Genomic DNA, 11,619 nt, shown 5'->3' on the forward strand with positions numbered 1-11,619 from the left:
AGTTTTCAGGCAAGTCAATTGAAAACTGCCGCAGGTCTTTGCACCCGAATAACTTAAAACAGTGAAACGAGTAGATGAAGCCAACACACCCACCTGGTTTCAAAAGCTTCTCCTGCCCCTTCATCCTTCATGTGATTTTCAGTGGCGGCATCGGTGAATCAAACCGTTCTGCAACCGTGCACCAAAGATCATCACAGTTAGGAAGATTATGGCGGAGAGACAGGGATTCGAACCCTGGAGACGGTTTCCCGCCTACACACTTTCCAGGCGTGCGCCTTCGACCACTCGGCCACCTCTCCGTGCCGGCGATATGTGAACGAATGTGGTCAGATTTGCAAGGCCCCAATGCGGCGAAAAATCGGGAATGACCCAAATAAGTTGCCCTGCCCCCGTGCGGCTCTCACCCGGCCATTTCAGATCGTTTCAAGGACGTTGGATAACGCCGTTAAACGTCGTCACCAGCGTCTGGATCCAAATCAGCCTCTGTCAGGTCAGCGGGTTTTTGTGATGGGGCCTCGGGCTTGCTTTCCACGGGTTTGGCAGGGTCTCTCTGATCTTTGACATCCGCCTGCAAAGCTTCGGGATTGCGCAACCAGATGTCGCGCTGAGCAAACGGAATCTCGATACCCGCGTCCGAGAATCTGCGGTTGATCTCGTGGTTCATGTCGGACTTCACCGACAGCACCCAGTTTACGTCACGCAGGATTGCGCGGATCTCGAAATCAAGGGAATCCGCGCCAAAGCCCTGAAACACAACACTGGGCGCCGGGTTTGCCAAAACCATCGGATGGTTATTGGCGATCTCACCCAGAATGGTTTCGACCTGGCGCGTATCGGTACCGTAGGCGACACCAACGGGCACGATGACACGCCCAATTGTGTTGCCTCGGGTATAGTTCGTCACCACGCCGCTGATCAGATCCGAATTTGGAACGATCACATCTGTTCGGTCGAAGGTTTCGATCCGGGTCGAGCGGACCGAGATATCGCGCACGTAACCCATCATACCGTTCACATCAATCCAGTCCCCCTTGGAAATGGGGCGTTCCACCAAAAGGATGATGCCAGAGACAAAGTTGGACACGATGGTTTGTAGACCAAAGCCAATGCCGACCGACAAAGCACCGGCAACAATCGCAAGCGACGACAAGTCAAACCCGGCCACCATGATTGCCACAAGCGCAGCGAGAAATATGCCGACATAGCCCGAACCAGCCACAATCGCGTTTTGGCCACCCGGATCAATTTTGGTCTTCGGCAGAAGTGAATTGCGCAACCCGCTTTGCAGCAACCGAGTCAACGCGTAACCGATTGCGAAGACAGCTACAAAGGTCAGGAAGTTGGTTGGTGAAATCGTGACACCGCCAATGTCGAAACCAAGCAGTAAGCGTGACCACGCTTCCAACAGGTCGGTTTCACGCGCACCCCAATATATCGCCAGAATAGGCAGCGCAATTATGGCCAGTGCAAAACCGACGAGTACCGCAAAAAGAGACTCACGAGCCGCGTCCCCTTGCCCGGTAATCCAGCCGTAAACCTGGCTGATGAATCTTTGCAGGATGACCAACGCCCCGATGAGCACCAGGGTCTTCACAGCGGGGAACACGATTGCTTCGGCCGCATTGGTGTACCCAAAGATCGCCAGAATAGGAGACGCTATCCCCAATAGGAACAATGCCCGGCGCAAGAACTCGACCAATTGGCTGAAGCCTGCCGCTCGAGTTGATGCAGATTGGTCAGGCGGACCGTCCGTGGTGCGAATCTGGCGTATGCGCAGCAGCAACAAAGCTGTTGCGACAATGACCGGGAAACTGACAACGGCTCGGGTCGCATCCGAGATGTTTTCGATCCGTTCGAACAGCAGTGCCAATTCGTGCAAAATCAGCATCACGGCAAGCAGGTCGATGTACAGGCGCAGCTCTCTTATTTTTGCAGCGGACAGCCGTTTGAACCCCTGCGACGCGCCGATCACATATACCTGCCGACCAATCCAGTCGTAGAACAGGATTATCCCTGCCCAATACGGGATGTTTTGCAGCAGCAGGCTTCCCCTCAGTCCCGTAACACCAGTCAGGCTTATCGCAGTTACCGCGGCCAGAACCCCAATCCAAGGCAACAGAATGCGTAAAAGCGAAATGACGAAAGACCAAACCCCAGTGCCGGACCCGCCCCAAAGCCTTAAGTATTCCCCCCCACGTTCGGACCACTTTTTGCCAAAAATCAGCAGTACAGCTGAAAGGGCCAGCAGTACGAAAATTGCCAATCCGCGGTCACGGATTTGTTCGCGCACAACGTCTGAACGAAAGTTGGTGATCGTTTCATTTCCGAGGCTCTGGATTGCTTCTTTTACGTCCACCCATGCCGGACCCCAGTATGCGGGGTTTATCGGCGACGGACCTTGTTCAAAGAACTCCTTGGTCTGCCGCGTACGTAGGATCTGATCTATTTCGCTGATCAAACCGTTGGCACGGCTATATGCCTCCTCGGAAATAATCCGCGGCACGCGCAAGCTGTTTAGCTGTTTTTCCAGATGCGCCCGCAACGTTGCAATATCTTCCGGCTCGGTCGCGTCCCCTTCGGGCTTGGGACCAAGCGCGTTGATTTGACTGTCCAACGTGGAAATACGGTCGGTGTTGGCACTTCTCGCTCTGTTAAAGTCGTCCCTGTAACTATTAATTTCTGAACGTAAGTTTTCCAGAGCTGCGTCCGAGGCACGGTTCGCCTCGATCACATCTTCTGCACGGTCCGCCGTTTTCAACCATCCCTGATAATATTCGCTCTGCCGGTTACTCAGCTGCGCATCCGCGCCGCCTGCGAACCCAACTAGGCACAGAAAGAACAGGACAAGAAACAGGCGGACCTGCGCCAGCATCATACGTCCTCGAACACGCCCGGAATGCTTCGGGGGGCCTCGGTCATCCAATCCGGTACCGGCAGTTCCTTCTCGCGCAGGAATTCCGGGTTGAACAGCTTGGACTGATAGCGGGTTCCGTAGTCACACAGAATGGTAACGATGGTGTGGCCCGGCCCAAGATCCTTTGCCAGACGCACCGCTCCGGCCATGTTGATGGCGGTCGAGCCACCCATGACCAGCCCTTCCTCGCGCAGCAGATCGAAGATCAGCGGCAACGCCTCATTATCCGTCATCTGGTACGAGAAGTCCGGCTTGAAGCCCTCAAGGTTCTTGGTGATACGCACCTGACCGATGCCTTCAGCGATCGAGCTGCCTTCCATCGCGATTTCACCAGTGGTGTAGTATGAATAAAGCCCTGCCCCCATCGGATCGACCAGGCCAATTTTCACACCTTTGGGCTGCAACGCGTCGGCCACGCCAGCCAGAGTTCCGCCAGAGCCTACGGCGCAGACAAAACCATCGACCTTGCCGTCTGTTTGTTCCCAGATTTCAGGGCCGGTGGTTTCGACATGGGCCCGACGGTTGGCAACATTGTCGAACTGGTTTGCCCAAATCGCGCCATTCGGTTCGGTTTTTGCCAATTGCTCGGCCAAACGACGCGAATAATGCACGAAATTGTTGGGGTTGCGATAGGGCGCGGCTGGAACCTGAACCAACTGTGCACCCGCAAGGCGCAGCATGTCTTTCTTCTCTTCCGACTGGGTTTCCGGAATCACGATCACCGTCTTGAAACCCATGGACGCACCGACCAGAGCCAGACCGATCCCGGTGTTGCCCGCCGTTCCCTCGACAATCGTGCCGCCGGGCTTCAAATCGCCTCGGGCCACCGCATCACGGATGATGTACAGCGCCGCACGGTCCTTGACGGACTGGCCGGGATTCATGAACTCGGCCTTCCCGAGGATCTCACAACCGGTTTCTTCACTGATGCGCTTCAACCGGATCAGTGGTGTTTTCCCGACTGCGTCGGCAAGGTCTCGTGCAATGCGCATGGCGCCCTCTTGTCGTTTGGTATCAGTGAAGATTTACAGCCGCGCCGTCGCGACCACAAGCATGATAGTCATGCGCGCAGCCTGTCCCTGTGGCGCGCCAGCCAATAGGCCAGAGCCACAAGTTGTACGTCTTTGAAAACATGACGGTCCGTCATGTCTATGAACGTATCAAAAGGCAGTATCTGACTTCGAATATCTTCGCCTTCGGTATCAAGGCCGCCAGTTGTGGTGGTATGGGTCAAATCACCCAATCCGACATACAGATACATGAAACCGGTGGAAGACCCGCTAGACGAATATGCCCCGCCCGCGTACTCAAGCCGGTCAAACGTTACTCCGGCTTCTTCCATCGCTTCACGATGGGCTGCTTGTTCCGGTTCTTCGCCTGGATCTATCATCCCGGCCACGGCCTCCCACAGCCAGGGTTCGGGGTCGTTGATCAAAAAGGCCGGAGGTCTGAATTGTTCGACAACAAGTACAGTGTCGCGCACCGGATCGTAGGGCAGAACGGACACAGCACTGCCTTGCATCAGGCTGCCCCGATGCAGCACGGGGCCCATGGTGCCATCATGCTGCCGATGCTGAAGGTCAACCTCTTCCATCCCGAAATAGTTCACATAGGCACGATCGTGGCGATGCACGATAACGTCCTTTCTTGTATCTCTCAGATCGCCGGTGCGCCGTTTTCCGGCAAGAATCTTGGCCCACGCCCGGGTTTGGATGGCGCGAATATTGCCAGCCATGTCCTGAGACTCCAGCCGACCGAAATATGCCATCTCTTCTTCCGCAGCCAGAGCGGTGATCTCCCCCAACCGGTCCGCCCACCGTTGCAAAGACCAGGGGCCGTCCGGCTCCCAACTGCCCGGTGCAGGGAAAAAGACCTGTGCTTCCTGCTTGGTCCCGTCTTGCAGAACCACCTTTACGGGTGTCAGGTCATAATCAAACGCACCCTCATAAAAGGCCAACCGTGCCAGGTCTTCGGACGATAAATCTTGAACGAATACGCCTTGGGCGCTGTCACCCCCTGACGTTTGGATCATAGGAAAATCCTGACCCTGAACAGCCCAAACGGCATGATCAGGCAACATCGCCGTTTGAACTGAAATCTCTTGTAAAGAGCGGCCCAGAACACGTTCGAGCAACGGCAAATACCGCAACGTTCCATAGAAAAATAAGTCAGACAAACTCGAACTCTCAGATAATGTAATGCTTCAACGCCATTGGCGGTGGGCCTGTTCGGTAGCCAAACCGGCGACAACCGCCCCAATAGCAAACGTAATCAGGATTTCAGGCGTGATCAGCAGTTTGCCATAATCGACCCCGATTTTGAAAATAGCCAGAACCGCCTCGAAGGGACCGCCATACCTGTTGCGCATGGCAAGGCGGAACATCTCGTAACACCCCTGCACGAACAAGGCCCAAAACACCAGCGACGCGACACCCGTCAGGCCATTGTTGATCCCCGCTGTCCAACCTCGTCCGGCGCGCTTACCCATGATTGCCCAGCCACAGGCCGCGCCAAGCGCCATGTTCACATAGGTAAAGTAACCATAGTCCTTACCTTCTTCACCATTGTCGATGATCATCCCAGAGACAATGAAAGCCAGCACGACAAGGCAAAGAGCGGCGACAAGACGCGAGGCTGTGGGCATGTGACAGTCCGTTCATTAACTTGGTTTTGCTATGGTGATCTGTGTCACATCACAATTGCTTGTGTCAAAGGCCGCGCCACATGCGGTCAAATAATAATTCCACATGCGGCGAAAACGCTCATCAAAGCCCATCTCAGCAATTTGATCCCACTTGTCGTTGAACGTCTCGTACCAGCGGCGCAGTGTCAGGTCATAGCTTTTGCCAAACTCTTTCGAATTCACCACACTCAAGCCAGCCTGGTTGATCTGTTGTCGCAAGATCGACGGCGACGGAAGCATTCCGCCTGGAAAGATATATTTCTGAATGAAATCAACGCCATTCTTGTAGTAGTCCCAGCGATGATCACCCACGGTAATGATCTGCAACGTCGCTTGCGCACCGGGTTTTAGTCGCTCTCGTACCGTTTCGAAATAAACGGGCCAATATTTTTGACCGACGGCCTCGAACATCTCGATTGAAGCGATGCCGTCATATTGGCCCTGTTCGTCGCGGTAATCTTGCAGCTTGAATTCCACCAGATCTGATAATCCTGCCTTTTCAATACGTTCTTTGGCATACTTGAACTGTTCCTGGCTGATCGTCAAACATGTGACGCGTAGGCCACGTTCCTTGGCGGCGTATTCCGCAAACCCGCCCCAGCCGCAGCCGATTTCCAGTATGTGATCGCCCGGCTTCGCGCCCATCTCATTCACAAGGCTTGCATATTTCGCGGTTTGTGCCTTTTCCAAGCTTTCTTGCCCTGTTTCGAAGATCGCACTGGAATAGGTCATCGTCTCGTCTAGCCACAGGCCGTAGAAATCATTGCCCAGATCGTAGTGATACGAGATGTTTTTCTTTGCCTGCGCCCGGTTGTTGCGGTGCAGCCAAAATCTCAGCCGTTCATAGGCTTGTACCAGGAATTTTCCCGTAAACCCGTCATATACGGTTTCAGAGCCCAAATGCACGACATCCATGAAGGATCGCAGGTCAGGCGTGCTCCAGTGACCATCAAGATAGGCGTCGGAAAAGCCCAACTCTCCTTCGCGGATCAAACGCGCAAAGACGTCATCGTCATGGACGTCGACCTGAGCCACCGGCCCCGGCTTGGTGCCTTCGGCGCGAAATGTTCGGCCATCTGGCAACGTGATATCCAGACGCCCATGTTCCATATTGGTCAGCATCTTGAAGACTTGCGCGAAATATCTGGGCAGATCCTTCTGCCCTTCGGTTGTCGTCAGGATCATCCGCTCTCCCCTCTGCGGTATTGATGTTAGGCTAGGCCGCGATTCTGTTTCTGGCAAGTTTTCAATTCCTTAGTGGGATTTTCGGCTTTCATATGCGCTCAGCGCACGGGTTCGCCCCTCGGCCAAAGCAGCAATCGGTGCAGGGTAATCTGCGTCTGGGCGCAAACCCCAAGACAATGGAACAGCGTCAAAATACGAACGGGCCGTGTCACTCTGGCTTTTCTCGCCTTCAGCGATCCAGCGCTTCAGATAAGTTCCATCTGGGTCGAATTTCTCGGCCTGCGTCTGCGGGTTGAAAATACGAAAGAACGGTGCCGCGTCAGGGCCCGAGCCCGCTACCCATTGCCATCCCATCGCGTTGCAGGCCGGGTCCCAATCGATCAGGCAGTCATCGAACCACTGCATTCCAATTTTCCAGTGTGTCATCAAATGCTTGGTCAGGTAACTGGCGACAATCATCCGGGTTCGGTTGTGCATTCGGCCCGTGACATACATTTGCCGCAAGCCTGCGTCGACCACTGGGACACCGGTTCTTGCCTGCGTCCAGGCAACAACTTCGGGGTGGTTCGGATCTGTGTTCCACGGAAAACTGTCCCATTCCGGCTTCCAGTTGCCCGTGACCAACTGTGGCGTGTGGTACATCAGGTGATAGGCAAACTCGCGCCAAACAAGCTGGCGCAGGAAGGCATCTGTGCCTGATACGCCCATCAATGCGGCCTGCTGAACCCGATGCCAGACTGTACGCGGGCCTATCTCGCCTAGCGAGAGATATTCCGACAGATTGGATGTTCCGTCCATATCCAGCCGATCGCGGTGTTTGGAATACAGCGCAACACGGTCCAAAAACACGTTTAGGTGTTCGTGGGCAGCTTGCTCGCCGGGGTGTACATAGGGGCGAACGATCGACGCGCCCCTGTTCATGGCACGATCCAACTGCCACTTGTGCAGTTCTTCAGTTGACGGCCATTTTGCAGGAGCAAGCAATCCCGTCACAGAGGCGTCAGGCGCAGGTACATCTCGCCCTTGAACAGCGCGCCACATGGGCGTGTAGACACGAAACGGCTGGCCGGTTTTGGTCGCCACAGTCCAGGGTTCAAACAGCAAATGCCCGGCAAAGGATTTTGCCATGACACCCTGTTCCGTCAACACTGACTTGATCTTTTTGTCGCGCGCTATCGATGCGGGATCATAAGATCGGGACCAATAGACAGCGCCGGCACCTGTCTCTTGGATGAGAGCTTGCAATTGGGCCAGCGCGTCGCCGCGACGCAGGATCAATCGGCTGCCGAGACCGTCAAGGGATCTGGAAAACGCCTCCAACCCCAACCCCAAGCGCCACTTTGGGGCGGCCCCCAACTGTTCGACAAGGTCATCGTGAAGAAAGACCGGAACAACCGGGCGACCGCTTTCAGCCGCTGCGATTAAGGCTGGATGGTCCGACAGGCGCAAATCCCGTCGGAACCACATAATAATCGGAGTGTGCTCGTCTTTCATGTCCGCCCTGAGGTTTTCTTCGTACTACGAAGGCTCAGGGAAAGTGGATCATAAAACGCGTTCAAGTGCGTCTAAAAGCTGATCAATTTCCTGTTGCGAGGTATAGTGCGTGAAGCTCACCCGCAACACACCCTGCTCTGGCTCGACCCCCATGGCCTGCAACGCACGTACGGCATAAAAATCACCACCGCTCGCCATGACGCCGTATTGGGACAGTTCCTCGGCAACAGGGCCCGCAGGTCGGTTCAGGGACAACGCAACCGTCGGTGCGCGCCGGGTCGCATCGGATGTTCCGATCAGGCGCACTGCGTTGCGATCCTTGACCGCATCCAACACAGGTTGCAGCAAAGACACTTCGCGCATGCGCATTAGGTTATGCACAAACTCGCCTTGCGCGGCCGCATCACTGTCTGGCCCACCATGATGTGCATTTAGCAGTTCGACATAATCCGCCATGCCTGCACTGGCTGCGATCTGCGCGTGATCCGGACCTGCTGGGGTAAAGCGCTTGTGCAGAACATCACCGTTGAAATAATGCGCCTGATTGGGCAGCAACTCTCCTATCGTGCGGCGGATGACCATGCAGCCCTGATGCGGACCATAGGTTTTGTAGGCAGAAAACAAATAGATATCCGGCCCCAGATCACCAACATTCGGGAAACCATGCGGGGCGTAAGATACGCCGTCCACACATACAAATGCACCGGCGGCATGCGCAATGGCGGTGATTTCCGTTACTGGGTTGATCTCACCCACCACGTTTGAACAATGCGGGAAACAAACCAAACGAACCTTTTCGTCCAGCATGTTCTCTAAGTCCTGAGGGTTCAGCGAGCCGGTTTCAGGATCAATCTGCCATTCCCTTATCTCGATCCCTGCCTCGGCCAAACGCCGCCAAGGACCAGAGTTAGCCTCGTGATCCTGATTTGTTACGACAATAGCTTCGCCTGGCTTCATCCATTGCCGGAACGCCTGCGCCAGAACATAGGTGTTTTGCGTTGTCGATGGGCCAAAGCTCAGCTCGTCTGTGTCGACGCCCAGAATTGCAGCCATGCGGACGCGGGCCTCGTCCATTTCCGCACCGCCCAGACGGCTCGCCTCGTAAGGCGCATAGGGTTGGACTTTGCGTTGGGTGTAAAACCGCGTCAGCCTGTCGATCACCGGTTTACATGTGTATGACCCACCTGCGTTTTCAAAGAACGCCTGCCCTTGCAAGCTGGGTTCGGAAAAAGCCGGGAACTGCGCCCGCACGAAGTCAATATCCAGAGAGCTCATGCCTCATTGCTCCTTATTATTTCGCTTTTTGATCAATGAGATACCCGCACATGTTTCCGGGCGTCTCAGAAATCACGGCAGGTCTTCCAGCCCAGCCTGTAGTCGCACGTCAAAGTGGCGAACTACGGGGCAGCTCTTTCGTAAAAAGAGCACGGACACTTAGACAGTCGCATCCATGACCGTCAAGGCGCAGCATAAAAGAAAACCCCGGCACAGCGCCGGGGTTTTGTAAGCGGTTCAGCGTCCGGTTTAACCCTGAACTTTGGTATACGTCCCCTCGCCCGCCAGAATTCCGCGGAACCCGCCGGGTTCGTCCAGACCGAAGACAATCAGAGGCAGATTGTTGTCGCGCGCCAGCGCAATGGCCGAGGCATCCATAACGCGCAGACGCTTGGCCAGAACATCATCGTAGGTCACGGTGTCATACCGCACGGCGTCGGCGTGTTGTTTGGGGTCTTTGTCATAAACCCCATCAACACCGTTTTTACCCATAAAAATGGCCTCGCACGCCATTTCATTGGCGCGCAGAGTGGCTGCAGTGTCTGTGGTGAAATACGGGTTGCCGGTACCGGCAGCGAAAATGCAAACCCGCTTTTTCTCTAGGTGCCGTACCGCGCGGCGGCGGATATAGGGTTCACACACCTCATCCATGCGAATGGCCGAGATCACGCGGGTGAACACTCCGATTTCCTCTAGTGCCGACTGCATTCCCAGTGCGTTCATTACAGTGGCCAGCATACCCATATAGTCGGCTGTGGTCCGCTCCATTCCTTGCGCCGATCCGCTCAGCCCCCGGAAGATGTTGCCGCCGCCAATGACCATGCAGATCTCTACGCCCAGATCGTGAACCGACTTCACTTCTTGCGCGATACGCTGAACTGTTGGCGGGTGCAGACCGAATCCCTGATCTCCCATCAACGCCTCGCCCGAGATTTTCAGCATCACCCTGTTATACTTTGTTTTCGGGGATTCAGCGGTTTCTAACGAAGGGGAAAGGCTCATGTTGCGCTCCGGGCTGGCACGGGTTTAATTTCCGGCGCAAAATGAAGCAAAAGCTCCGCAGGTTCAATGCGGTTGGTGAGGATTGAGGCAACCGCACATGACCCAGCAATCAACAGCACAGTATTTTCAACACCTGCCTCCTGTTCCCGATGACAAACCGGTCCTGATTGCAGGTCCGACCGCTTCCGGAAAATCCGCCCTGGCGCTTGAGGTTGCCGAACGATTTGGTGGCGTGATCGTCAACGCGGATGCCAGCCAAGTGTATGATTGCTGGCGGGTTGTCTCGGCGCGCCCGTCAGAAGAAGAAGAAGCCCGCGCGCCGCATCGCCTGTATGGTCATGTTGCATACGATCAGGACTATTCGACCGGGCATTGGCTGCGGGAGGTAAAGCCCTTGCTGAACGGTGCGCAACGTCCGATCATTGTGGGCGGCACCGGTTTGTATTTCACCGCGCTGACCGAAGGCATGGCACAGATCCCTACCACCCCAGCAGAGATACGGGCTGAGGCAGACCAGATCTCACTGCCAGAGCTCATTACAGGGGTCGACGATGAAACACTGGCCGGTCTGGACGTACAGAACCGGGCGCGTGTGCAGCGCGCCTGGGAAGTGCAGCGCGCCACCGGACGCAGCCTGCTGTCCTGGCAGTCCGACACTCCGCCGCCGGTTCTGAACCTGAAAGACACAGTGCCGGTTGTATTAGACGTTGATAAGGCTTGGCTTTTGGCACGAATAGAACGCCGGTTTGATCAAATGCTAGAGCAAGGCGCTATTGAAGAGGTACGCGCAATGCTGGACCGGTTTGATCCCAACCTGCCAGCCTGCAAAGCAATCGGAGTACCAGAGCTCAGAGCCTATCTGAATGGCTCAATGACGCTCGATCAAGCCCGCGATCGCGCAACGATTGCGACACGGCAATTCGCTAAACGACAACGCACTTGGTTTCGGGCTCGCATGAAGGCATGGAATCACATCGACCCCTCAAAATTATACCAAACTTGACTCCTTTCTGGACTTGTCCGAAAAAGATCTCATAACAAATTGTTTTTGAATACTTTTTTCCCT

9 protein-coding genes and 1 tRNA gene are annotated in these 11,619 nt (G+C 55.2%); 1 reads left to right on the forward strand and 9 read right to left on the reverse strand.

Translation table 11 applies throughout. From position 1 onward, the window contains the following. Positions 1–209 precede the first annotated feature (209 nt). The 9 genes from ACR3EH_RS01645 to pyrH form a co-directional block, all read right to left on the reverse strand. A tRNA-Ser gene (locus ACR3EH_RS01645) sits at positions 210–299 on the reverse strand. A 146-nt stretch (positions 300–445) separates the two neighbouring features. Beyond that, the gene (locus tag ACR3EH_RS01650; protein ID WP_171182920.1) at positions 446–2,872 is read right to left on the reverse strand and encodes a DUF3772 domain-containing protein; all 2,427 of its coding nucleotides are present in this window, start codon (positions 2,870–2,872) and stop codon (positions 446–448) included. After that, positions 2,872–3,906 carry a cysteine synthase A gene (locus ACR3EH_RS01655; protein ID WP_171182918.1) on the reverse strand — a complete coding sequence of 345 codons (1,035 nt, stop codon included), beginning with the start codon at positions 3,904–3,906 and terminating at the stop codon, positions 2,872–2,874. The genes ACR3EH_RS01650 and ACR3EH_RS01655 overlap by 1 nt, the downstream gene beginning before the upstream one ends. Positions 3,907–3,974: 68 nt before the next feature. Further along, positions 3,975–5,090 carry an NUDIX domain-containing protein gene (locus ACR3EH_RS01660; protein WP_171182916.1) on the reverse strand — a complete coding sequence of 372 codons (1,116 nt, stop codon included), beginning with the start codon at positions 5,088–5,090 and terminating at the stop codon, positions 3,975–3,977. Positions 5,091–5,117: 27 nt separating this feature from the next. Continuing rightward, the gene (locus ACR3EH_RS01665; protein ID WP_171182914.1) at positions 5,118–5,558 is read right to left on the reverse strand and encodes a TrgA family protein; all 441 of its coding nucleotides are present in this window, start codon (positions 5,556–5,558) and stop codon (positions 5,118–5,120) included. A gap of 15 nt (positions 5,559–5,573) precedes the next feature. Next, entirely contained in the window at positions 5,574–6,782 is a 1,209-nt protein-coding gene (locus tag ACR3EH_RS01670; protein WP_171675527.1) for an SAM-dependent methyltransferase, read from the reverse strand. Positions 6,783–6,851: 69 nt separating this feature from the next. Further along, positions 6,852–8,276 carry a cryptochrome/photolyase family protein gene (locus ACR3EH_RS01675; protein WP_171675525.1) on the reverse strand — a complete coding sequence of 475 codons (1,425 nt, stop codon included), beginning with the start codon at positions 8,274–8,276 and terminating at the stop codon, positions 6,852–6,854. A 48-nt stretch (positions 8,277–8,324) separates the two neighbouring features. Further along, positions 8,325–9,551 (reverse strand): aminotransferase class V-fold PLP-dependent enzyme, encoded by a 1,227-nt coding sequence (locus ACR3EH_RS01680; RefSeq protein WP_171182909.1) that lies wholly within the window; start codon positions 9,549–9,551, stop codon positions 8,325–8,327. 249 nt (positions 9,552–9,800) lie between these two features. Next, positions 9,801–10,553: a UMP kinase gene (gene pyrH, locus ACR3EH_RS01685; RefSeq protein WP_171089645.1), complete on the reverse strand. Its 753-nt coding sequence runs from the start codon at positions 10,551–10,553 to the stop codon at positions 9,801–9,803. Positions 10,554–10,650: 97 nt separating this feature from the next. Here pyrH and miaA point away from each other — a divergent pair, with 97 nt between their 5' ends. After that, the gene (miaA, locus tag ACR3EH_RS01690; RefSeq protein ID WP_171646856.1) at positions 10,651–11,556 is read left to right on the forward strand and encodes a tRNA (adenosine(37)-N6)-dimethylallyltransferase MiaA; all 906 of its coding nucleotides are present in this window, start codon (positions 10,651–10,653) and stop codon (positions 11,554–11,556) included. Positions 11,557–11,619 lie beyond the last annotated feature (63 nt).

It is taken from the genome of Ruegeria sp. BG7 (genome assembly GCF_056535685.1).

Excerpts from the sequence above, each read along its gene's own strand:
- ACR3EH_RS01655 (WP_171182918.1), bottom strand. The coding sequence starts at position 3,906 with ATGCGCATTGCACGAGACCTTGCCGACGCAGTCGGGAAAACACCACTG.
- pyrH (WP_171089645.1), bottom strand. The coding sequence starts at position 10,553 with ATGAGCCTTTCCCCTTCGTTAGAAACCGCTGAATCCCCGAAAACAAAG.
- ACR3EH_RS01680 (WP_171182909.1), bottom strand. The coding sequence starts at position 9,551 with ATGAGCTCTCTGGATATTGACTTCGTGCGGGCGCAGTTCCCGGCTTTT.
- ACR3EH_RS01675 (WP_171675525.1), bottom strand. The coding sequence starts at position 8,276 with ATGAAAGACGAGCACACTCCGATTATTATGTGGTTCCGACGGGATTTG.
- ACR3EH_RS01650 (WP_171182920.1), bottom strand. The coding sequence starts at position 2,872 with ATGCTGGCGCAGGTCCGCCTGTTTCTTGTCCTGTTCTTTCTGTGCCTA.
- ACR3EH_RS01665 (WP_171182914.1), bottom strand. The coding sequence starts at position 5,558 with ATGCCCACAGCCTCGCGTCTTGTCGCCGCTCTTTGCCTTGTCGTGCTG.
- ACR3EH_RS01670 (WP_171675527.1), bottom strand. The coding sequence starts at position 6,782 with ATGATCCTGACGACAACCGAAGGGCAGAAGGATCTGCCCAGATATTTC.
- miaA (WP_171646856.1), top strand. The coding sequence starts at position 10,651 with ATGACCCAGCAATCAACAGCACAGTATTTTCAACACCTGCCTCCTGTT.